The 24126-nt window shown below is 46.3% G+C and carries 7 protein-coding genes, 6 tRNA genes, 6 rRNA genes and 1 riboswitch; of the genes, 4 read left to right on the top strand and 15 right to left on the bottom strand.

Going from position 1 to position 24126, the window contains the following annotated elements:
- The first annotated feature begins 15 nt into the window (after positions 1 to 15).
- Positions 16 to 1803 (top strand): PglL family O-oligosaccharyltransferase, encoded by a 1788-nt coding sequence (locus LDO37_RS02770; protein ID WP_126610322.1) that lies wholly within the window; start codon positions 16 to 18, stop codon positions 1801 to 1803.
- Between the two features lie 35 nt (positions 1804 to 1838).
- Here the strand turns inward: LDO37_RS02770 and LDO37_RS02765 are convergent, their stop codons facing one another.
- Entirely contained in the window at positions 1839 to 2954 is a 1116-nt protein-coding gene (locus LDO37_RS02765) for a pyridoxal-phosphate-dependent aminotransferase family protein (RefSeq protein ID WP_126610327.1), read from the bottom strand.
- Positions 2955 to 3151: 197 nt separating this feature from the next.
- Positions 3152 to 3325, top strand: a riboswitch (Lysine riboswitch).
- Positions 3326 to 3443: 118 nt separating this feature from the next.
- Here LDO37_RS02765 and lysC point away from each other — a divergent pair.
- Complete coding sequence (lysC, locus tag LDO37_RS02760) at positions 3444 to 4814, top strand: lysine-sensitive aspartokinase 3 (RefSeq protein ID WP_126609065.1); 1371 nt, start codon at positions 3444 to 3446, stop codon at positions 4812 to 4814.
- Positions 4815 to 4873: 59 nt separating this feature from the next.
- Here lysC and metH read toward each other — a convergent pair whose 3' ends face one another.
- Positions 4874 to 8500, bottom strand: a complete 3627-nt coding sequence (metH, locus tag LDO37_RS02755; protein ID WP_233448339.1) for a methionine synthase — start codon at positions 8498 to 8500, stop codon at positions 4874 to 4876.
- 255 nt (positions 8501 to 8755) lie between these two features.
- Between metH and LDO37_RS02750 the strand changes: the two genes are divergently transcribed.
- Positions 8756 to 10024 (top strand): cation:proton antiporter, encoded by a 1269-nt coding sequence (locus LDO37_RS02750; protein WP_126609063.1) that lies wholly within the window; start codon positions 8756 to 8758, stop codon positions 10022 to 10024.
- 42 nt (positions 10025 to 10066) lie between these two features.
- Here the strand turns inward: LDO37_RS02750 and metA are convergent, their stop codons facing one another.
- Positions 10067 to 11011 carry a homoserine O-acetyltransferase MetA gene (gene metA / locus LDO37_RS02745; protein WP_101115574.1) on the bottom strand — a complete coding sequence of 315 codons (945 nt, stop codon included), beginning with the start codon at positions 11009 to 11011 and terminating at the stop codon, positions 10067 to 10069.
- Between the two features lie 499 nt (positions 11012 to 11510).
- Here metA and LDO37_RS02740 point away from each other — a divergent pair.
- Positions 11511 to 12486, top strand: a protein-coding gene (locus LDO37_RS02740) for an IS630 family transposase (RefSeq protein ID WP_399480548.1) whose coding sequence is annotated in 2 segments (ribosomal slippage) — positions 11511 to 11909 and positions 11911 to 12486 — 975 coding nt in all. Because the reading frame shifts where the segments join, the coding sequence is not laid out codon by codon here.
- A gap of 118 nt (positions 12487 to 12604) precedes the next feature.
- Here LDO37_RS02740 and LDO37_RS02735 read toward each other — a convergent pair.
- The 12 genes from LDO37_RS02735 to LDO37_RS02680 all read right to left on the bottom strand — a co-directional run bounded on the left by LDO37_RS02735 (position 12605) and on the right by LDO37_RS02680 (position 23740).
- A tRNA-Asp gene (locus tag LDO37_RS02735) sits at positions 12605 to 12681 on the bottom strand.
- A 44-nt stretch (positions 12682 to 12725) separates the two neighbouring features.
- Positions 12726 to 12841, bottom strand: a 5S ribosomal RNA gene (rrf, locus tag LDO37_RS02730).
- A 181-nt stretch (positions 12842 to 13022) separates the two neighbouring features.
- A 23S ribosomal RNA gene (locus LDO37_RS02725) occupies positions 13023 to 15905 on the bottom strand.
- Between the two features lie 312 nt (positions 15906 to 16217).
- Positions 16218 to 16293 (bottom strand) — tRNA-Val (locus LDO37_RS02720).
- A 39-nt stretch (positions 16294 to 16332) separates the two neighbouring features.
- Positions 16333 to 16408 (bottom strand) — tRNA-Ala (locus tag LDO37_RS02715).
- A gap of 9 nt (positions 16409 to 16417) precedes the next feature.
- Positions 16418 to 16493, bottom strand: a tRNA-Lys gene (locus tag LDO37_RS02710).
- Between the two features lie 2 nt (positions 16494 to 16495).
- Positions 16496 to 16571 (bottom strand) — tRNA-Glu (locus LDO37_RS02705).
- An 88-nt stretch (positions 16572 to 16659) separates the two neighbouring features.
- Positions 16660 to 18194 (bottom strand): 16S ribosomal RNA (locus LDO37_RS02700).
- 366 nt (positions 18195 to 18560) lie between these two features.
- Positions 18561 to 18677: ribosomal RNA gene (gene rrf, locus LDO37_RS02695) — 5S ribosomal RNA — on the bottom strand.
- Positions 18678 to 18784: 107 nt separating this feature from the next.
- Positions 18785 to 21670, bottom strand: a 23S ribosomal RNA gene (locus LDO37_RS02690).
- 334 nt (positions 21671 to 22004) lie between these two features.
- Positions 22005 to 22080: transfer RNA gene (locus LDO37_RS02685), tRNA-Glu, on the bottom strand.
- 119 nt (positions 22081 to 22199) lie between these two features.
- Positions 22200 to 23740, bottom strand: a 16S ribosomal RNA gene (locus LDO37_RS02680).
- Together the 16S, 23S and 5S rRNA genes with 6 tRNA genes alongside form the textbook arrangement of a ribosomal RNA operon.
- Between the last annotated feature and the right edge of the window lie 386 nt (positions 23741 to 24126).

The following is a 24126-nucleotide window of genomic DNA, read 5'->3' as shown; positions in this document are numbered from 1 at the left end:
AGGAAACATTCAAATATGGCAACTCTGCTCGTTCGAGGAACACAGCTCGAGTCCAATAAATCCCGAACACCGCTCAATCGAAAATTTCTAATCGTCATTGCGTGTACGTTTTTAGTTGCCATGAATGTTTTTATGCCAAATCCGGGGGGGGCAGGCCTGGCTTTATCATTTAACCCTTCAACTTGGATAGGTCTTTCTCTTGCGTTGGCAATAGGGTTCTATCAGATATCAAATCGCTACCAGATTCGTTATTCCAAACTCGGTGTTGTGCTTCTTCTATGCGGTGCCGTTCTTACCGTTCCTATATTCTTACCTAACGCTATTGTAGAAGAGTCTACTGGTCGAATATTGGGGTTGTGGTCTGGATTAATTTTATTTTTTGTCTTACAACAATTTCAATTCACTAACAAACAAAAACAGCGCCTACTTTGGCTCATTCTCATTGCCACTGCATTGCAAGGTCTTTATGGATACGTTCAGTTCCTTGTTCTAGAACCCGATAACATATTAGGCTACAACACGGTCGCCAACCGTCCTTATGGCATTTTTCAGCAGCCCAATGTTCTTGCCAGCTTTTTGGCAACGGGATTAGTCCTTTCTGGTTACCTGCTTGCGAGGCAACCTCAAAAATACAGACGAAAATTGGGTCAATTGATATTCCTTGTCTCCGTTCCGGCGCTCTGCGTATCGCTGCTTGTTATTGTTGCTTCCAGAACAGGGTGGCTAGGGGCGACGCTAGCAACTTTATTGGTCACACCTTACTTAATACGATTTTCTACTCCCAAAAGAGTCTGTGCTTGGCTAACTTCCATTGCTGTTGGCATATTGCTTGGTCTTACTGTTCCCCAATTGACTGACTCCAACTTTGACAGCCTATTAAAAGATAAAAAAGATCTCCAAAGTTTGAGAGATATTCATTTTCCACAAGCCATCGATATGATCATCGAGAAACCATTCACCGGGTATGGATATGGGCAGTTTGAATCTTCGTATGTCTTATACACCGCGAGGCAACATCAGTTAAATACTGATTACCCACCAGCAGTTGCAGCGTTGGATCACCCTCATAATGAGCTTATGCTATGGGGAGTAGAAGGCGGTGTCGTTACCATAATCGCCATTCTACTGGCTGGGGCATACATTATTTACAAGGCTTCGTCAGCCCGAAAAGGAACCAAGCTGGCGCTTTTGGCGCTGTTTGTTCCCATTGCTGTCCACAGTCAATTAGAGTATCCGTTTTATCACTCTGCCATTCATTGGGTAACATTTATCATTCTGCTCTATTGGCTTGATCAAAGAACAGCTCGATATAAAACGGTGAACTTTAGCGTCGTCAGTAAAGTTACATTGAGGGTATCTAGCCTAGTTTTACCCATTTTAACCACGTTCTATATGCTCAGTACGCTTCACACAAATCACGTACTCTCTCAGTTTGAAAAATCTCAGCCAAGAAACCCTAACATCCTAGAAAAAGTCAGCAACCCCGTAGCTTGGAAAGACAGGTACGATTGGGATGTTTACAGCACATACCTAACTATAGGACTGTTTACAAAAGACAAAACATTAATAGAGCCCTATATTGAGTGGTCTCAAGATATTATACAAAGAAAACCGAGACCTGCTTTTTATAATAATCTGATCGTGGCGTATCGAGGAATGGACAACGAAAGCAAAGCGAAACAAATTCAAGAAGAAGCTGAGTACCTATTTCCCAAACTCGATTTCTCAAAAGTACGATACTCAAAGGCATCTCAAGCAATTATTACGGACAATAATGATGAATCCCAAAAAGCCGCTGAGTAAGCGGCTTTAGTGATGAATACCCGTACTCCAATACCCTAAAGCGTATCTTCCAACGCCTTGAGGCAGAGTGCTACATTTTCATCACGAGCTCCATATCCCATTAATCCTATTCGCCAAGCTTTACCCGCTAAAGCACCGAGCCCAGCGCCTATCTCTAGGTTGTACTTTTCTAGTAAAGTGGTACGTACGCTAGCCTCATCAATACCTTCAGGTATGTATACTGCATTCAGCTGTGGCAGACGTGAACCTTCTTCGACGACAAATTCAAACCCTAAACTTTCTAACCCATTTTTGAGCTTATTGTGCATCGATTTGTGCCTTGCCCATGCGCCTTCAAGTCCTTCTGTTTTTAGCTTCAATAGAGCTTCATGAAGTGCGTATAAGCTATTAACTGGGGCGGTATGATGATAACTTCTCTTGCCCTCCCCACTCCAATACCCCAAAACCAAACTCTGATCTAAAAACCAACTCTGTACGGGTGTACTGCGCTGCGTAATCTTCTGAACGGCGGCTTGAGAAAAAGTTAATGGTGACAATCCAGGAACACACGACAAACACTTCTGACTACCTGAATACACTGCGTCGAGTCCCCACTCATCAACATACAGTGGGACACCACCTAAAGACGTAACCGCATCGACTATCGTCAACGCACCATGCTGTTTGGCGATACTTGCGAGCGCTTGGGCATCAGAGCAAGCACCTGTAGATGTTTCAGCATGAACAAATGCGAGCACCTTAGCATCGGGATGCTGGTCGAATGCGGCCTGCACTTTTTGTACGCTTACAGGCTCCCCCCACTCATCATCGACAATAACTGCATCTCCACCACATCGAAGAACATTTTCTCTCATTCGTTCTCCAAAAACGCCATTTCGACACACAATGACTTTGTCACCGGGTTCAACCAAATTGACAAAACAGGCTTCCATCCCCGCACTACCCGGTGCTGATATCGCGATGGTGAATTCATTCTTTGTTTGAAAAGCGTATTTCAAAAGCTGCTTTAGCTCATCCATCATATTGATAAACAGCGGGTCGAGATGACCAACCGTTGGGCGACTGATCGCTTGAAGAACTTCGGGATACACATCTGATGGACCTGGCCCCATTAAAATGCGTCTTGGTGGGTTAAAGCTGGTTATTGTCATAGGTGTTCTCATTTTATTGTAATTGTAGGTTTAAAAAATTGTATACAAGTCTTACTGTACAAATTTTACTCTAATGCATCAATTGGGCTTAGGTCGAGCGTCTAGAACTCAATTTTTACATAGCCAATATCACAAAATAACAAATTCACGCTTTGTGATTGACATTTTGGTCATAAAACCGTTCAATAAACGGGCTTTCTAGCAGAAGAGGAGCATTGCCCAGGCAGGTGTGGTGTGGAACCCCAATTCCAATACACTTCACTCAGGGGGAGCAGTGCCGAGATGATGATTCATTGCGGGTGAATTACACATCGGGCGAGTAGGTTGAATCCTACCGACTGTCACCAAAAAGGTGAAGAGCTTCTGAGGTGCGCATTCCTTTCTTATGCTTTCCCTCTGCTCTACGTAATCTCTCTTCAACATCGGATGTTAAGTAGTCCTTTTGACTACTGTGTCGTTATTCTTGGACGTATTTTGGGAGACAGTGCTTTGAATGAGAACAAAGCCACTAGCGCATTTAATGTAGCGAAATTTGGCGGAACCAGTGTTGCAAACTTTGAGGCAATGAGCCGCTGCAGCACGATTATAGAAAACAACCCAAATACGCGGTTGATTGTAAGCAGCGCCTGCTCAGGCGTGACAAACCTACTTGTTGAACTTGCTAATGGCGTTCAAGAAGCAAGTAAGCGTCAAGAATTGATAAAGCAGATCACAGATATACATCATCAAATTTTAGATCAGCTTGCGGATCCTGCTCATGCAGAAAAACAAGTCCACACTATTTTAGATTCTGTTGCTAGCGCAGCTGAAGCGGCATCATTCCAATCAAGTGAGAAGTTGACCGATCATTTAGTGTCATGCGGCGAGCTAATGTCTACGCACCTTCTGACTCAATTAATGAAAGAGCGCGGTATCGATGCCGTCCGATTTGATATTCGTGATGTCATGCGTACAGATTCAGTTCATGGAAAAGCGCAACCAGAATTAGAAGAAATCTCTCGTCTAGCACATGAAAAATTGGTTCCTCTTTGTCGTCAGCATGTGGTGGTCACACAAGGTTTTATCGGCTCAGACGCAGATGGAAATACCACGACTTTAGGACGAGGTGGAAGTGATTACAGTGCCGCATTAATTGCAGAAGCAGTTGAAGCAGCGGGGCTTGAGATTTGGACAGACGTTCCAGGTATCTACACTACTGATCCACGAATAGCACCTAAAGCGAGCCCAATTCCTGAAATCAGCTTCAGTGAAGCGTCAGAAATGGCGAATTTTGGTGCCAAAATTTTACACCCATCAACTTTGCTGCCAGCACTTCGCCATCAAATACCTGTTTTTGTTGGCTCATCAAAAGCACCAGAGAAAGGTGGAACTTGGATTCGTCAGCAAGTAGAGAGCGCGCCCCTATTTCGTGCACTAGCATTGCGCTGTAATCAAACCATGGTGACGCTACGTAGTCCAAATATGTTCCAAGCATACGGCTTTCTTGCTGATGTGTTCCAAATTCTCGCTAAATATAAAATCTCGGTTGATTTAATAACCACATCCGAGGTCAGCGTTTCGCTCACACTTGATCAAACCAATACGAGTGGTGGAGCACCAGAATTGCCTGCTGAAGCTAAACGTGAGCTGGAAGAATTGTGTACAGTCGATATAGAACATAATTTATGTTTGGTGGCTCTTATTGGAAACAATATGAAAGAGAGTAAAGGCTACGCGAAACAAGTATTCAGTACGCTGGAAGACTTCAATTTACGTATGATCTGCTACGGAGCAAGTGCTCATAACCTCTGCTTCTTATTACACGAATCTGTGTCTAAGAAAGCCGTACAAGCACTCCATCAAGAGCTTTTTGAAAAGTAACCTTCAAACGAAAAAAGGGTTAGCAAATGCCAACCCTTTCTCAACTTGTTGCGTGTCTATCAGTTAAGATTAGGCCCAAGCCATTTTTCAGCCTCTTCCCACTCCCATCCTTTTCTTTCTGCGTAGTCTTTTGCTTGATCTTCTTGGATCTGTGCAATGGCAAAATAGCGTGAATCTGGATGCGAGAAGTACCAACCCGATACTGACGCTCCAGGCCACATTGCGTAACTCGTGGTTAGCGACATGTCGATCGCCTCTTCAACTTTAAGCATTTCCCACAACGTGCCTTTCTCAGTGTGCTCGGGACACGCAGGATAGCCTGGTGCAGGTCGAATACCTTGATACTTTTCACGAATCAAATCTTCACTACCCAAATTTTCATCCTTTGCGTAACCCCAGATTTCTTTCCGTACCTGTTCATGAAGATATTCAGCAAATGCTTCTGCTAATCGATCTGCCACCGCTTGAATCATAATGGCGTTGTAATCGTCACCTTGCGCTTTATACGCGTCAGCAAGCTCTCGCTCCCCAATGCCACCTGTGACAGCAAATGCACCAATCCAGTCTTTCTTACCGCTGGATTTTGGTGCGATATAGTCAGACAAACAGTAATTAAACCCTTTGGGTTTTTCGGTTTGTTGGCGAAGGTTGTGAAGCATATGTGCAATTTCCGTTCGGCTTTCATCTGTGTACACTTCAATATCGTCCCCAACGCTTGCAGCAGGGAACAGAGCACACATACCTCGAGCTTTCAGTAAGCCTTCACTTTCCACACGATCCAACAGATCATTAGCATCTTTAAATAATCGCTGTGCTTCTTCACCCACTTCTTCATGTTCAAATATTGCAGGGTATTTACCTACCAACGACCACGTCATAAAGAAAGGGGTCCAGTCTATGTATTTACGTAGAGTGGCTACTTCAAAATCATCAAACACATGAACACCAGGCTTTGCTGGAGCTGGTGGCGTGTAATTTCCCCAATCAATCGCTACTCGATTATCTCGTGCTCTCTCGACAGTCACAGGTTTAGTTCTGGGCTTCTTACGGTTGTGCTGGTCACGAACTCGAACGTAATCTGCATCCAACTTTTCAACAAAACCTGGATATAACTCATTAGATAACAAAGAAGTACACACACCAACCGCACGTGAGGCATTATTCACGTACACCACGGGCTTGTGATAATTCTGTTCAATTTTTACTGCAGTATGCGCTTTGGAAGTCGTTGCACCACCAATAAGAAGTGGCAATTCAAAACCCTGTCGCTCCATTTCTTTGGCAACATGAACCATTTCATCCAAAGAGGGGGTAATAAGACCAGACAGCCCAATAATATCAACGTTTTCTTCTTTGGCGACTTTAAGGATCTTCTCGCAAGAAACCATGACACCGAGATCTATGATTTCATAGTTATTACATTGCAGTACAACACCTACAATATTCTTACCAATGTCGTGAACGTCCCCTTTTACCGTCGCTAACAGTATTTTTCCGTTTGCCGAGCCGGCTTGTTTGGAGGCGTTAATGTAAGGCTCTAAATGTGCAACCGCCTGCTTCATAACACGGGCCGATTTCACCACCTGAGGAAGGAACATTTTACCTTCGCCAAACAGATCACCCACCACGTTCATACCATCCATTAAAGGACCTTCGATCACTTCAAGAGGTTTGGTCGCATTTTGACGGGCTTCTTCCGTGTCATCAACGATGAACTCTGTAATCCCTTTAACTAAGGCGTGTTCTAATCGCTTCTCAACAGGGTAGCTTCGCCACTCAAGCGCTGAAGCATCTTCTTCTTTACCTACGCCCTTTCCGGCAAACTCAGCAGCGATATCGAGTAAACGTTCTGTACCATCATCACGACGGTTTAGAACCACATCTTCAACAGCTTCTCGAAGTTTTTCTGGAACGTTATCATAAACCTCAAGTTGACCTGCGTTAACGATACCCATGTCCATACCGTTTTTGAAACAGTGATATAGGAACACAGCGTGGATAGCTTCACGAACGTAGTTGTTACCTCTAAAGGAGAAGGAAACGTTAGACACACCACCTGAAATCATAGCGTGTGGCAATTTTTGTTTAATATCACCAACGGCTTCGATGAAATCAACCGCGTAGTTGTTGTGCTCTTCTATACCCGTTGCAACCGCGAAAATGTTGGGGTCAAAGATAATATCTTCTGGCGGAAAACCAATTTCGCCAACCAGAATGTTGTAGGCATTGGTACAGATTTCGAGCTTGCGTTCGCGTGTTTCAGCCTGACCCACTTCGTCAAACGCCATTACGACCACTGCGGCACCGTATCGACGAATCAGTTTTGCTTGTTCAACGAACTTCTCTTTACCTTCTTTCAAAGAGATCGAGTTAACAATACCTTTACCTTGAATGCATTTTAGACCCGCTTCGATCACTTCCCATTTAGAGGAATCAACCATAATCGGAACTTTGGATATTTCTGGTTCAGAAGCACAAAGGTTCAAGAAACGGACCATACAGGCTTCCGCATCGAGCATCCCTTCATCCATGTTGATATCGATGATTTGCGCACCGTTTTCAACTTGCTGACGAGCCACATCTAACGCTTCATCATAGAGTTCTTCTTTGATGAGGCGCTTGAAACGAGCGGAACCCGTTACGTTAGTTCGTTCACCAACGTTAACGAATAAGGTATCTTTCGCTATCGTTAGAGGCTCAAGACCAGATAAACGACATGCCACAGGTATAGTTGGCAACTTACGGGGAGGTACACCTTCGCAGGCTAGTGCCATTTGGCGAATGTGTTCTGGCGTGGTACCACAGCACCCCCCAACTAGGTTAAGGAACCCTGCTCTAGCCCATTCACCAATATGTTCAGCCATATCTTCAGGTGATAGATCGTACTCACCAAAAGCATTAGGTAATCCCGCATTAGGGTGAGCAGACACACTGCACTCTGAAATACGTGAAAGCTCTTCAACGTATTGACGCAGTTCATCTGGGCCCAACGCACAGTTCAGACCAAATGAAATGGGGTTAACATGCCTTAGCGCATTGTAAAAACCTTCCGTAGTTTGACCAGAAAGTGTACGTCCAGACGCATCGGTGATCGTACCTGAAATCATAACAGGCAATTCAATGCCCATTTCTTCAAATACAGATTCAACAGCAAATGCACATGCTTTAGCGTTCAACGTATCAAAAATAGTTTCAAGAAGAATGAGGTGTGAACCACCTTTGATGAGTGCGCGCGTCGATTCAGAATACGCTTCGACTAACTCGTCGAAACTCACGTTACGATATCCAGGATCATTTACATCAGGGGAGATCGAACACGTTCGGTTAGTTGGACCAAGAACGCCAGCAACATAGCGTGGTCTGTCTGGGGTTTTTGCCGTCCATTCATCAGCAGCTTCTCTTGCCAACTTCGCAGCTTCGAAGTTTATCTCTTCGCTCAGGCTTTCCATATCATAGTCAGCCATTGCAATGGTAGTCGCATTGAATGTGTTGGTTTCTAATATGTCGGCACCTGCTTCAAGATACTGACTATGTATGTCTTTAATAAGCTGAGGCTGAGACAAAACTAAAAGGTCATTGTTCCCTTTTAAATCACAGTGCCAATCGGAAAAACGCTCACCACGATAATCCTCTTCTTCCAACTTTAAATCCTGAATCATGGTACCCATACCACCATCGATGAGCATAATTCTTCGGGAAAGTTGTTGTTCGATTTGTTGTCTTAAATTGCTTCCAGCCACACTACAGCCTCATTCCTTATCTTTGCTCTCATCCTACCACACATCCAATAGAAATCTAGACGTCCAAATCAGTAAATTACCTATCTATCACTGCTGCTTTTTTGCTAAGTAGATGAGCAAAAAAAGTATTTGATATTGCGTCAAAGTAGGAGGAAAATCCGCCAATTACACATTTTGTTACACTTGGAAATAACCTAGCTCATGTCTGTCTATTACACCCTGTGCTTTCTTTCTGCAGCGGCAATGCTGATCGCCTTTATAAACAGTAAGATAGGAAAGATGCAGAGCACAATTGCCATCACAGCAGGTGCGCTGATCTTATCACTGTTCATTATTATTGCAGGTCAAAACGATTGGTTTCACTTAACCAAAGTCGCTACTGAAACAATGAGTACAATTAATTTTGAAGCGTTTTTGCTCAAAGGCGTATTAGGCTTTCTTTTGTTTGCCGGTGGATTGGGAATAAAGCTTCCTAATATGGAAGATCAAAAATGGGAAATTACCATTTTGGCGCTTGGTGCGACATTATTTTCGACGGTGTTTATCGGCGGTGCGCTCTACCTATTCTGTCAAGTAATTGGTATTCAGTTCGATCTTGTGTACTGTTTGCTTTTTGGAGCACTTATCTCACCAACCGATCCCATTGCGGTGCTGGCTATCGTGAAAAAGCTTGATGCACCCAAACGAATCTCAACTCAAATTGAAGGTGAATCCCTTTTTAATGATGGATTTGGTCTCATCATTTTTGTCACACTTTATACCATGGCATTTGGTACAGAATCCCCTACCATCACAAGTGTTACCTTACTGTTTGCTCAAGAAGCTATTGGCGGCATCGTATACGGGTTTGCCCTTGGGTTACTCTTCCACTATTTAATCAGTGCTACTAACGATCATTCTATGGAGCTCTTATTGACTATAGGAATTCCTACAGCAGGATATGCCTTTGCAGATGTTATTCATGTGTCAGGTCCCTTAGCCATGGTGGTCTCGGGAATTATGATCGGTAACTGGACTCGATTTATTGGTTTTTCAAAAGAAAGTGAAGAGCACCTAGATCATTTCTGGGAGTTGGTCGATGAGTTTTTAAATGGCGTTTTATTCTTACTTATCGGCATGTCTATGCTTCTATTTGAATTCCACCACGAAGATTGGATCCTAATGGCATTTTCCATCCCCCTTGTTCTGACTAGTCGGTATTTAAGTGTTTGGCTCTCTTATTTAGGCTTCACTCGATACCGTAGCTATAATTCTTGGTCAGTAAAAATTCTCACATGGGGAGGACTTAGAGGAGGGTTAGCCCTTGCAATGGCTCTATCCATTCCACCCGGTATTTTGGTGATTCCTGATAAGCTGATAGACGTAAAAGAGATCATTCTCGTGATGACTTATTCTGTTGTTGTATTTTCCATTCTTATACAGGGATCCACTATTACGCCAATGATAGAAAAAGCTAAAAAAGAAGAATGAAAACAAAGGGCAACGATTACGCTGCCCTAATTTTAAAGTCGTTTACTCTTCGTCCTTAGTAAAATTTGCTTCCGAGAAAAGAGACAAGTCATACGGTGTTTGTTGGTAAACACAGTAGTTTAACCAATTTAGAAATAGCAAATGCCCATGACTACGCCAACTGGCATTAGGCTTATTATCGGGGTTGTTGTTTGGGTAGTAATTGACAGGAATCGGCGGCTCCATCCCCTCCCCTAGATCTCTAACATATTCGTTATGCAATGTGTGAGAGTCATATTCAGGGTGACCAGTGACAAATACATTTCGTTTGTCTTTCGTTGTAGCTAGGTATACACCAGCAACATCCGATGTAGCCAAAATATCTAGATCAGTATGTTCCGATAAATATTCTGGCGAGAAGTCGGCATATCGAGAGTGTGGCGCTAAGAAAGTATCATCAAAACCTCTCAGAACAGGATGATAAGGCTGCAAAACTTGATGTTGATACACCCCAGAAAGTTTTTCTTTGCGAGTGCGTTTAGGCAAATTGTACAGTAGCTTTAAGCCAGCTTGCGCAGCCCAACATACGTATAACGTTGAGGTTACATGCTCTTTTGCCCAGTTCATGATTGTTTGAAGATGCTCCCAATAGATTACATCTTCAAATTGAACGAGCCCCAAGGGCGCACCTGTAATAATTAACCCATCAAAGTTTTTGTTTTTCACCATTTCAAACTGGCGATAAAACGTATCTAAGTGCTCTGTTGGCGTGTTTTTACTTGGACGGTTATCAATTCTTAGTAGCTCTACATCTATCTGTAGCGGGCTATTTGATAAGAGGCGAAGAAACTGCGTTTCCGTTTCAATTTTCTTCGGCATTAAATTAAGAATGAGCACTTTAAGTGGGCGTATTTCCTGCGTCGTTGCGCGAGACTCTGGCATTACGAATATATTTTCGTGCCTAAGTGTATCCAAAGCAGGCAATTGATCAGGAATCTTAATGGGCATCTTACTTTCTCCCTAAAGCGTTTAGACGTCTATATGTCCAGACTATAACAGCCAATACCGTATGTCGAGCAGAAACTCCGTCAGGAGAGCGATTAACTGACAGTGATGTTCATGCTCATATCAGCAAAGGACTCGCAAATTTTACTATCTAGATTTCATCTAATTCTTACTCAATGACTTAGGTCTTTCGTAGAATAACTTCACGTTCTCAACACCCGAGTAAATACCAATTATCCCAGCGTGATTTAAAAATTTTAAAAACTGAAATGATCCGTAAGATCCCTGAATATATTGAGCTTGATAGGGAGCAGTGTTTGACCTAGATACGAGGTAAGCTTTGAAGACTCACCTATAAGCTAAGGGGGGATTTCTTAATTATACCAATCTAAGTAAAAATATGATCTGATTGATGCTATTACTTTCTCGTGAAAAAAGATGCCATGGACAGCCTCAATAACATTGACTTTAAAAGCTTGCTAGCCAACAAAAATCTATCCAGATGAAGATGCGATTACTCGCATTGGCCCATTTTAAAGATGGTCACTCTCGCACCCAAATCGCCAAGTTCCTTAAAGTCAGTAGAACCAGTGTAAACAAATGGGTACAAACGTTCCTTGAGGAAGGACTTGAAGGGTTGCAAGAAAAACCAAGAACAGGTCGACCTGCCTTCCTGAATCCTCAACAACGTGAGCAATTAAGCCTGTACATAAAAAATCGAGCAAAGGATTCATCTGGGGGCAGGTTAACTGGCGCTGACATTCATACCTATATCGTCAAAGAGTTTGGTAAGTACTACCATCCAGATTCCATTTACTATTTGCTCAATCATATGGGCTTCTCTTGGATAACTTCTCGCTCCAAGCACCCTCGACAATCCCAACAAATCCAAGACGATTTTAAAAAAATTCAAAATTGAAACGATCCTTAAGATCCCTGGTCATATGGGACTAGAGAGCGTTGATGTCTGGTTTCAAGATGAAGCGAGATTTGGCCAGCAAAATACGACAACTCGACTTTGGGCTGAACGGGGTTCAAGGCCGAGAGCGGTAAAACAACAGCAATTTGAGTATGCTTATTTGTTTGGCTCAGTATGCCCGACTAGAGAGATCGGAGAAGCAATGGTTGTTCCTTGGGTTAACAAGGAGATTATGGTTGAGCACCTTAAGCAGATCTCCGCAGTCACCGAAAGAGGTCGTCACGCAGTGGTCATTATGGATGGTGCAGGCTGGCACACCAATGATATTGCACAAGAGTTCCATAATCTCAGTATCATCAAACTCCCCCCCTACTCACCAGAGCTAAACCCAATTGAGCAAGTTTGGAGTTGGCTCAGGCAGCACTATCTTGCCAACCAAAATTTTGACGATCATCGCAATATTGTGTCGAAGGTATGCACTGCGTGGAATCGATTCTTGGAAAACGCTGATAGGGTTACCAAAATGTGCACAAGAGACTGGATTGACCTGATCAGTTAATTTTCCAGATTGGTATGACTGGGGTTGCACACGACCGGGACTCGTTCGACTGCAGGTCGAATATGTCTTCCCTAAACGCAAAAAACCTCAACATTTCTGTTGAGGTTTCTTAAATAAATGGCGGAGTGGACGGGACTCGAACCCGCGACCCCCGGCGTGACAGGCCGGTATTCTAACCAACTGAACTACCACTCCGCAGTGGAATACCCGCTTATCATAAGCGGATGTTCAAATTCAAAGCCTGGCGATGTCCTACTCTCACATGGGGAAACCCCACACTACCATCGGCGCTATTGCGTTTCACTTCTGAGTTCGGCATGGAATCAGGTGGGTCCACAACGCTATGGTCGCCAAGCAAATTCTGTTTTGCCTTCAGACTTTCTTAAAATCTGAAAACAATAAATTCGGAAAGCTGTTTTTTAGTTCTGGTTCTTACACATTCAATCTGTTCTTATCTGAGTCCACGACCTACATGGATGTAGGAAGTGCAGGAAATTGTCTGGAACAATTTCTGCGCAAAACCCCTTGGGTGTTGTATGGTTAAGCCTCACGGGCAATTAGTACAGGTTAGCTCAACGCCTCACAACGCTTACACACCCTGCCTATCAACGTTCTGGTCTCGAACAACCCTTTAGGATACTTAAAGTATCAGGGAAGACTCATCTCAGGGCTCGCTTCCCGCTTAGATGCTTTCAGCGGTTATCGATTCCGAACTTAGCTACCGGGCAATGCCATTGGCATGACAACCCGAACACCAGAGGTTCGTCCACTCCGGTCCTCTCGTACTAGGAGCAGCCCCTTCAATCTTCCAACGCCCACGGCAGATAGGGACCGAACTGTCTCACGACGTTCTAAACCCAGCTCGCGTACCACTTTAAATGGCGAACAGCCATACCCTTGGGACCGACTTCAGCCCCAGGATGTGATGAGCCGACATCGAGGTGCCAAACACCGCCGTCGATATGAACTCTTGGGCGGTATCAGCCTGTTATCCCGGAGTACCTTTTATCCGTTGAGCGATGTACCTTCCATTCAGAACCACCGGATCACTATGACCTGCTTTCGCACCTGCTCGAATTGTCATTCTCGCAGTCAAGCGGGCTTATGCCATTGCACTAACCACACGATGTCCAACCGTGTTTAGCCCACCTTCGTGCTCCTCCGTTACTCTTTGGGAGGAGACCGCCCCAGTCAAACTACCCACCAGGCACTGTCCTCACCCCAGATAATGGGTAAGTTAGAACATCAAAGCTACAAGGGTGGTATTTCAAGGACGGCTCCACCATATCTAGCGACATGGTTTCAAAGCCTCCCACCTATCCTACACATGTAGGTTCAATGTTCAGTGCCAAGCTGTAGTAAAGGTTCACGGGGTCTTTCCGTCTAGCCGCGGGTACACTGCATCTTCACAGCGATTTCAATTTCACTGAGTCTCGGGTGGAGACAGCGTGTAATCATTACGCCATTCGTGCAGGTCGGAACTTACCCGACAAGGAATTTCGCTACCTTAGGACCGTTATAGTTACGTACCGCCGTTTACCGGGCTTCGATCAAGAGCTTCGTCCGAAGACTAACCCCATCAATTAACCTTCCGGCACCGGGCAGGCGTCACACCGTATACGTCATCTTACGATTTTGCACAGTGCTGTGTTTTTAATAAACAGTTGCAGCCACCTGGTATCTGCGACTCCTAATAGCTCCATCCGCGAGGGACTTCACCGTCAAGAGCGTACCTTCTCCCGAAGTTACGGTACCATTTTGCCTAGTTCCTTCACCCGAGTTCTCTCAAGCGCCTTGGTATTCTCTACCCGACCACCTGTGTCGGTTTGGGGTACGATTCCTTACAATCTGAAGCTTAGAGGCTTTTCCTGGAAGCATGGCATCAATGACTTCACTGCCGTAGCAGCTCGACGTCGTGTCTCAGCCTTAATGACGGTCCGGATTTACCTAAACCATCAGCCTACGCACTTGAACCTGGACAACCATCGCCGCCCACTTAGCCTTCTCCGTCCCCCCATCGCAATTGTAAGAAGTACGGGAATATTAACCCGTTTCCCATCGACTACGCTTTTCAGCCTCGCCTTAGGGGTCGACTTACCCTGCCCCGATTAACGTTGGACAGGAACCCTTGGTCTTCCGGCGAGGGAGTTTTTCACTCCCTTTATCGTTACTCATGTCAGCATTCGCACTTCTGATACCTCCAGCAGCCCTTACAGACCACCTTCAACGGCTTACAGAACGCTCCCCTACCCCGCAATCAAAAGATTGCAGCCGCAGCTTCGGTTTACTACTTAGCCCCGTTACATCTTCCGCGCAGCGACTCGACCAGTGAGCTATTACGCTTTCTTTAAATGATGGCTGCTTCTAAGCCAACATCCTGGCTGTCTGAGCCTTCCCACATCGTTTCCCACTTAGTAGTAATTTGGGACCTTAGCTGGCGGTCTGGGTTGTTTCCCTCTCCACGACGGACGTTAGCACCCGCCGTGTGTCTCCGGATAGTACTTACTGGTATTCGGAGTTTGCAAAGGGTTGGTAAGTCGGGATGACCCCCTAGCCTTAACAGTGCTCTACCCCCAGTAGTATTCGTCCGAGGCGCTACCTAAATAGCTTTCGGGGAGAACCAGCTATCTCCAGGTTTGATTGGTACTTTTCACCCCTAGCCACAAGTCATCCGCTAATTTTTCAACATTAGTCGGTTCGGTCCTCCAGTTGATGTTACTCAACCTTCAACCTGCCCATGGCTAGATCACCTGGTTTCGGGTCTATATCCAGAGACTGAACGCCCAGTTAAGACTCGGTTTCCCTACGGCTCCCCTAAACGGTTAACCTTGCCACTGAATATAAGTCGCTGACCCATTATACAAAAGGTACGCAGTCACACCACAAAGGTGCTCCTACTGCTTGTACGTACACGGTTTCAGGTTCTATTTCACTCCCCTCACAGGGGTTCTTTTCGCCTTTCCCTCACGGTACTGGTTCACTATCGGTCAGTCAGTAGTATTTAGCCTTGGAGGATGGTCCCCCCATATTCAGACAGGATATCACGTGTCCCGCCTTACTCGATTTCACTCAATGTGCGTTGTCGGTTACGGGGCTATCACCCTGTATCGCGTCCCTTTCCAGAGACTTCACCTGACGCACAAAAAGCTTAAGGGCTAACCCAATTTCGCTCGCCGCTACTTTCGGGATCTCGGTTGATTTCTCTTCCTCGGGGTACTTAGATGTTTCAGTTCCCCTGGTTTGCCTCCTGCTGCTATGTATTCACAACAGGATACTTACTTATGTAAGTGGGTTTCCCCATTCGGAAATCGTAGACTCAAGTGGCTTTTACTGCCTAATCTACGCTTATCGCAAGTTAATACGTCCTTCGTCGCCTCTGACTGCCAAGGCATCCACCGTGTACGCTTAGTCACTTAACCATACAACCCCAAAAGGTTTCTGTATGGCAAACAACCAAGGTTTATCGTTGTCTCTTTATTATGAGCGAGACAACACTTCGATTTTGCCGGACTCAAATATGTTTTCACTTTCGTGAAAACCCAAGAACACTTGAATGTGTGTTGGTACCTAAATGAACAAGTCATCTAGGATTTGAGAACTTTTAATTTGAATAACAACGCTTATCCGTAGATAAGGGGATTGTTGTTATTCGTCAGCTTTCCAAATTGTTAAAGAGCGTGATTCGTTAAGAACCATTTCTAAATATTCTGTATTAAGAAAATACTTAAAGATGGTGGGCGATACCGGGCTCGAACCAGTGACCCCCTGCTTGTAAGGCAGGTGCTCTCCCAACTGAGCTAATCGCCCATATTAGTTTTACTTCTTATAGGAAGAAGGTATCAAGAATGGTGGAGCTAAGCAGGATCGAACTGCTGACCTCCTGCGTGCAAGGCAGGCGCTCTCCCAGCTGAGCTATAGCCCCATCTTGAAATGGTGGGTCGTGCAGGATTCGAACCTGCGACCAATTGATTAAAAGTCAACTGCTCTACCAACTGAGCTAACGACCCAATGGTATCCCGTAGGGGAGTCGAACCCCTGTTACCGCCGTGAAAGGGCGGTGTCCTAGGCCTCTAGACGAACGGGACACTAGTATGAACGTATGGGAACGTTCATTTCTCTTTTCTACATAAACCGTATCAATCTGTGTGGGTACTCATCGCGATAATCATCGTATAAGGAGGTGATCCAGCCCCAGGTTCCCCTAGGGCTACCTTGTTACGACTTCACCCCAGTCATGAACCACAAAGTGGTAAGCGTCCCCCCGAAGGTTAAACTACCTACTTCTTTTGCAGCCCACTCCCATGGTGTGACGGGCGGTGTGTACAACGGAACGTATTCACCGTGGCATTCTGATCCACGATTACTAGCGATTCCGACTTCATGGAGTCGAGTTGCAGACTCCAATCCGGACTACGACGCACTTTTTGGGATTCGCTCACCATCGCTGGTTGGCCGCCCTCTGTATGCGCCATTGTAGCACGTGTGTAGCCCTACTCGTAAGGGCCATGATGACTTGACGTCGTCCCCACCTTCCTCCGGTTTATCACCGGCAGTCTCCCTGGAGTTCCCGACATTACTCGCTGGCAAACAAGGATAAGGGTTGCGCTCGTTGCGGGACTTAACCCAACATTTCACAACACGAGCTGACGACAGCCATGCAGCACCTGTCTCTCAGTTCCCGAAGGCACAAGACTGTCTCCAGTCTCTTCTGAGGATGTCAAGAGTAGGTAAGGTTCTTCGCGTTGCATCGAATTAAACCACATGCTCCACCGCTTGTGCGGGCCCCCGTCAATTCATTTGAGTTTTAATCTTGCGACCGTACTCCCCAGGCGGTCTACTTAACGCGTTAGCTCCGAAAGCCACGGCTCAAGGCCACAACCTCCAAGTAGACATCGTTTACGGCGTGGACTACCAGGGTATCTAATCCTGTTTGCTCCCCACGCTTTCGCATCTGAGTGTCAGTATCTGTCCAGGTGTACCGCCTTCGCCACTGGTATTCCTTCAGATCTCTACGCATTTCACCGCTACACCTGAAATTCTACCCCCTCTACAGTACTCTAGCCTGCCAGTTTCAAATGCGGTTCCGAGGTTGAGCCCGGCTTTCACATCTGACTTAACAAACCACCTGCATGCGCTTTACGCCCAGTAATTCCGATTAACGCTCGCACCCTCCGTATTACCGCGGCTGCTGGCACGGAGTTAGCCGGTGCTTCTTCTGCAGCTAACGTCAAGGTATGAAGCTATTAACTTCACACCCTTCCTCACTGCTGAAAGTACTTTACAACCCGAAGGCTCTTCTTCATACACGCGGCATGGCTGCATCAGGCTTGCGCCCATTGTGCAATATTCCCCACTGCTGCCTCCCGTAGGAGTCTGGACCGTGTCTCAGTTCCAGTGTGGCTGATCATCCTCTCAGACCAGCTAGGGATCGTCGCCTTGGTGAGCCTTTACCTCACCAACTAGCTAATCCCACCTGGGCATATCCTGACGCGAGAGGCCCGAAGGTCCCCCTCTTTGGCCCGAAGGCATTATGCGGTATTAGCCATCGTTTCCAATGGTTATCCCCCACATCAGGGCAATTTCCCAGGCATTACTCACCCGTCCGCCGCTCGACGCCGAATAGCAAGCTATTCTCGTTTCCGCTCGACTTGCATGTGTTAGGCCTGCCGCCAGCGTTCAATCTGAGCCATGATCAAACTCTTCAATTTAAGATTTTGTTCGGCTCAATGAATACTGACTTCAAACTACGTATGTAATTTAAAGCTATTATCGTTCCAACAGAACGATAATGAATTGACTGTGCCAATGACTCCTTTCTAAAGAAAGTTATCATCGATTGGTCACTCAGTTCATTGAAACCTAAATTGATACCGAAGTATCTATTTGGATTATCATCAACGAGTGCCCACACAGATTGATAGGTCTATATTGTTAAAGAGCTTTGCTTTCAGTGTGTTACCACTTAGGCAGGACGCGTATAATACGCGACTGACTTTGGAAGTCAACATAAAATTCTAAACTTTTGTTCAAAACCTTATGGTGACTGAACTCGATGGAGTTCAATCAAAATCAAAGCCTGGCGATGTCCTACTCTCACATGGGGAAACCCCACACTACCATCGGCGCTATTGCGTTTCACTTCTGAGTTCGGCATGGAAATCAGGTGGGTCCACAACGCTATGGTCGCCAAGCAAATTCTTAATTCGGAAAGCTGCTATCTCTTAAATAAAGAGCAAGTTCTAATTCTACACATTCAATCTGTTCTTGTCTGAGTCCATCAAAACCCCTTGGGTGTTGTATGGTTAAGCCTCACGGGCAATTAGTACAGGTTAGCTCAACGCCTCACAACGCTTACACACCCTGCCTATCAACGTTCTGGTCTCGAACAACCCTTTAGGACACTTAAAGTGTCAGGGAAGACTCATCTCAGGGCTCGCTTCCCGCTTAGATGCTTTCAGCGGTTATCGATTCCGAACTTAGCTACCGGGCAATGCCATTGGCATGACAACCCGAACACCAGAGGTTCGTCCACTCCGGTCCTCTCGTACTAGGAGCAGCCCCCTTCAATCTTCCAACGCCCACGGCAGATAGGGACCGAACTGTCTCACGACGTTCTAAACCCAGCTCGCGTACCACTTTAAATGGCGAACAGCCATACCCTTGGGACCGACTTCAGCCCCAGGATGTGATGAGCCGACATCGAGGTGCCAAACACCGCCGTCGATATGAACTCTTGGGCGGTATCAGCCTGTTATCCCCGGAGTACCTTTTATCCGTTGAGCGATGCTACTTCCATTCAGAACCACCGGATCACTATGACCTGCTTTCGCACCTGCTCGAATTGTCATTCTCGCAGTCAAGCGGGCTTATGCCATTGCACTAACCACACGATGTCCAACCGTGTTTAGCCCACCTTCGTGCTCCTCCGTTACTCTTTGGGAGGAGACCGCCCCAGTCAAACTACCCACCAGGCACTGTCCTCACCCCAGATAATGGTAAAGTTAGAACATCAAAGCTACAAGGGTGGTATTTCAAGGACGGCTCCACCATATCTAGCGACATGGTTTCAAAGCCTCCCACCTATCCTACACATGTAGGTTCAATGTTCAGTGCCAAGCTGTAGTAAAGGTTCACGGGGTCTTTCCGTCTAGCCGCGGGTACACTGCATCTTCACAGCGATTTCAATTTCACTGAGTCTCGGGTGGAGACAGCGTACTCATCATTACGCCATTCGTGCAGGTCGGAACTTACCCGACAAGGAATTTCGCTACCTTAGGACCGTTATAGTTACTACCGCCGTTTACCGGGCTTCGATCAAGAGCTTCGTCCGAAGACTAACCCCATCAATTAACCTTCCGGCACCGGGCAGGCGTCACACCGTATACGTCATCTTACGATTTTGCACAGTGCTGTGTTTTTAATAAACAGTTGCAGCCACCTGGTATCTGCGACTCCTAATAGCTCCATCCGCGAGGGACTTCACCGTCAAGAGCGTACCTTCTCCCGAAGTTACGGTACCATTTTGCCTAGTTCCTTCACCCGAGTTCTCTCAAGCGCCTTGGTATTCTCTACCCGACCACCTGTGTCGGTTTGGGGTACGATTCCTTACAATCTGAAGCTTAGAGGCTTTTCCTGGAAGCATGGCATCAATGACTTCACTGCCGTAGCAGCTCGACGTCGTGTCTCAGCCTTAATGACGGTCCGGATTTACCTAAACCATCAGCCTACGCACTTGAACCTGGACAACCATCGCCGCGCCCACTTAGCCTTCTCCGTCCCCCCATCGCAATTGTAAGAAGTACGGGAATATTAACCCGTTTCCCATCGACTACGCTTTTCAGCCTCGCCTTAGGGGTCGACTTACCCTGCCCCGATTAACGTTGGACAGGAACCCTTGGTCTTCCGGCGAGGGAGTTTTTCACTCCCTTTATCGTTACTCATGTCAGCATTCGCACTTCTGATACCTCCAGCAGCCCTTACAGACCACCTTCAACGGCTTACAGAACGCTCCCCTACCCCGCAATCAAAAGATTGCAGCCGCAGCTTCGGTTTACTACTTAGCCCCGTTACATCTTCCGCGCAGGTACTCGACCAGTGAGCTATTACGCTTTCTTTAAATGATGGCTGCTTCTAAGCCAACATCCTGGCTGTCTGAGCCTTCCCACATCGTTTCCCACTTAGTAGTAATTTGGGACCTTAGCTGGCGGTCTGGGTTGTTTCCCTCTCCACGACGGACGTTAGCACCCGCCGTGTGTCTCCGGATAGTACTTACTGGTATTCGGAGTTTGCAAAGGGTTGGTAAGTCGGGATGACCCCCTAGCCTTAACAGTGCTCTACCCCCAGTAGTATTCGTCCGAGGCGCTACCTAAATAGCTTTCGGGGAGAACCAGCTATCTCCAGGTTTGATTGGTACTTTCACCCCTAGCCACAAGTCATCCGCTAATTTTTCAACATTAGTCGGTTCGGTCCTCCAGTTGATGTTACTCAACCTTCAACCTGCCCATGGCTAGATCACCTGGTTTCGGGTCTATATCCAGAGACTGAACGCCCAGTTAAGACTCGGTTTCCCTACGGCTCCCCTAAACGGTTAACCTTGCCACTGAATATAAGTCGCTGACCCATTATACAAAAGGTACGCAGTCACACCACAAAGGTGCTCCTACTGCTTGTACGTACACGGTTTCAGGTTCTATTTCACTCCCCTCACAGGGGTTCTTTTCGCCTTTCCCTCACGGTACTGGTTCACTATCGGTCAGTCAGTAGTATTTAGCCTTGGAGGATGGTCCCCCCATATTCAGACAGGATATCACGTGTCCCGCCTTACTCGATTTCACTCAATGTGCGTTGTCGGTTACGGGGCTATCACCCTGTATCGCGTCCCTTTCCAGAGACTTCACCTGACGCATAAAAAGCTTAAGGGCTAACCCAATTTCGCTCGCCGCTACTTTCGGGATCTCGGTTGATTTCTCTTCCTCGGGGTACTTAGATGTTTCAGTTCCCCCGGTTTGCCTCCTGCTGCTATGTATTCACAGCAGGATACTTACTTATGTAAGTGGGTTTCCCCATTCGGAAATCGTAGACTCAAGTGGCTTTTACTGCCTAATCTACGCTTATCGCAAGTTAATACGTCCTTCGTCGCCTCTGACTGCCAAGGCATCCACCGTGTACGCTTAGTCACTTAACCATACAACCCCAAGAGGTCTTATGTATGGCAAACAACCAAGGTTTATTGTTGTCTCTTTGTTATGAGCGAGACAACACTTCGATTTTGCCGGACTCAAATATGTTTTCACTTTCGTGAAAACCCAAGAACACTTGAATGTGTGTTGGTACCTACTCTCATAGAGAATAGGATTTGAGAACTTTTAATTTGAATAACAACGCTTATCCGAGGATAAGGGGATTGTTGTTATTCGTCAGCTTTCCAAATTGTTAAAGAGCGTGGTTGTCTTTCTAGTGAAAGAAACCATGTTTAAAAGCACTCTATTTTCTTTATTCAAAGAAAATGCATTTAAAAATGGTATCCCGTAGGGGAGTCGAACCCCTGTTACCGCCGTGAAAGGGCGGTGTCCTAGGCCTCTAGACGAACGGGACAACGTGTTTTCTTCGTTTTTAGAACGAGAAAAACAATTGAACGTGTAGAAACGCCCGTGCTCTCTTTACTGTATAAACCGTATCAATCTGTGTGGGTACTCATCGCGATAATCATCGTATAAGGAGGTGATCCAGCCCCAGGTTCCCCTAGGGCTACCTTGTTACGACTTCACCCCAGTCATGAACCACAAAGTGGTAAGCGTCCTCCCGAAGGTTAAACTACCTACTTCTTTTGCAGCCCACTCCCATGGTGTGACGGGCGGTGTGTACAAGGCCCGGGAACGTATTCACCGTGGCATTCTGATCCACGATTACTAGCGATTCCGACTTCATGGAGTCGAGTTGCAGACTCCAATCCGGACTACGACGCACTTTTTGGGATTCGCTCACCATCGCTGGTTGGCCGCCCTCTGTATGCGCCATTGTAGCACGTGTGTAGCCCTACTCGTAAGGGCCATGATGACTTGACGTCGTCCCCACCTTCCTCCGGTTTATCACCGGCAGTCTCCCTGGAGTTCCCACCATTACGTGCTGGCAAACAAGGATAAGGGTTGCGCTCGTTGCGGGACTTAACCCAACATTTCACAACACGAGCTGACGACAGCCATGCAGCACCTGTCTCATAGTTCCCGAAGGCACCAAAGCATCTCTGCTAAGTTCTATGGATGTCAAGAGTAGGTAAGGTTCTTCGCGTTGCATCGAATTAAACCACATGCTCCACCGCTTGTGCGGGCCCCCGTCAATTCATTTGAGTTTTAATCTTGCGACCGTACTCCCCAGGCGGTCTACTTAACGCGTTAGCTCCGAAAGCCACGGCTCAAGGCCACAACCTCCAAGTAGACATCGTTTACGGCGTGGACTACCAGGGTATCTAATCCTGTTTGCTCCCCACGCTTTCGCATCTGAGTGTCAGTATCTGTCCAGGGGGCCGCCTTCGCCACTGGTATTCCTTCAGATCTCTACGCATTTCACCGCTACACCTGAAATTCTACCCCCCTCTACAGTACTCTAGCCTGCCAGTTTCAAATGCGGTTCCGAGGTTGAGCCCCGGGCTTTCACATCTGACTTAACAAACCACCTGCATGCGCTTTACGCCCAGTAATTCCGATTAACGCTCGCACCCTCCGTATTACCGCGGCTGCTGGCACGGAGTTAGCCGGTGCTTCTTCTGCAGCTAACGTCAAGGTATGAAGCTATTAACTTCACACCCTTCCTCACTGCTGAAAGTACTTTACAACCCGAAGGCCTTCTTCATACACGCGGCATGGCTGCATCAGGCTTGCGCCCATTGTGCAATATTCCCCACTGCTGCCTCCCGTAGGAGTCTGGACCGTGTCTCAGTTCCAGTGTGGCTGATCATCCTCTCAGACCAGCTAGGGATCGTCGCCTTGGTGAGCCTTTACCTCACCAACTAGCTAATCCCACCTGGGCATATCCTGACGCGAGAGGCCCGAAGGTCCCCCTCTTTGGCCCGAAGGCATTATGCGGTATTAGCCATCGTTTCCAATGGTTATCCCCCACATCAGGGCAATTTCCCAGGCATTACTCACCCGTCCGCCGCTCGACGCCGAATAGCAAGCTATTCTCGTTTCCGCTCGACTTGCATGTGTTAGGCCTGCCGCCAGCGTTCAATCTGAGCCATGATCAAACTCTTCAATTTAAGATTTTGTTCGGCTCAATGAATACTGACTTCAAACTACGTATGTAATTTAAAGCTATTGTTGTTCCAACAGAACAACAATGAATTGACTGTGCCAATGATCCCTTTCTAAGAAAGTTATCATCGTATTGGTCACTCAGTTCATTGAAACCTAAATTGTTTCCGAAGAAACTATTTGGATCATCATCAACGAGTGCCCACACAGATTGATAGGTCTATATTGTTAAAGAGCTTTCTTCGTAAGTCGCTAAGCTTCCTTGCGAAGAGGCGGTCATTCTAGCGAGATAATTATCAGTGTCAAACACTTTTTCTTTTTTAATTTCTCTTTTTTCAAAGGAGAAACAAATTATCCATTTTTGAGCCAGAAGCCTAACTGACATTTACCG

The organism is Vibrio penaeicida (genome assembly GCF_019977755.1).
Taxonomy (GTDB): Bacteria; Pseudomonadota; Gammaproteobacteria; order Enterobacterales; family Vibrionaceae; genus Vibrio; species Vibrio penaeicida.
The sequence above is the reverse complement of the archived record's forward strand: the minus strand, read 5'-3'. Positions and strand labels throughout refer to the sequence as shown.

Coding starts and splice junctions, on each gene's coding strand:
- metH (WP_233448339.1), bottom strand. CDS start 8,500: ATGCTCATCGATGGTGGTATGGGTACCATGATTCAGGATTTAAAGTTG.
- LDO37_RS02765 (WP_126610327.1), bottom strand. CDS start 2,954: ATGACAATAACCAGCTTTAACCCACCAAGACGCATTTTAATGGGGCCA.
- LDO37_RS02750 (WP_126609063.1), top strand. CDS start 8,756: ATGTCTGTCTATTACACCCTGTGCTTTCTTTCTGCAGCGGCAATGCTG.
- metA (WP_101115574.1), bottom strand. CDS start 11,011: ATGCCCATTAAGATTCCTGATCAATTGCCTGCTTTGGATACACTTAGG.
- LDO37_RS02770 (WP_126610322.1), top strand. CDS start 16: ATGGCAACTCTGCTCGTTCGAGGAACACAGCTCGAGTCCAATAAATCC.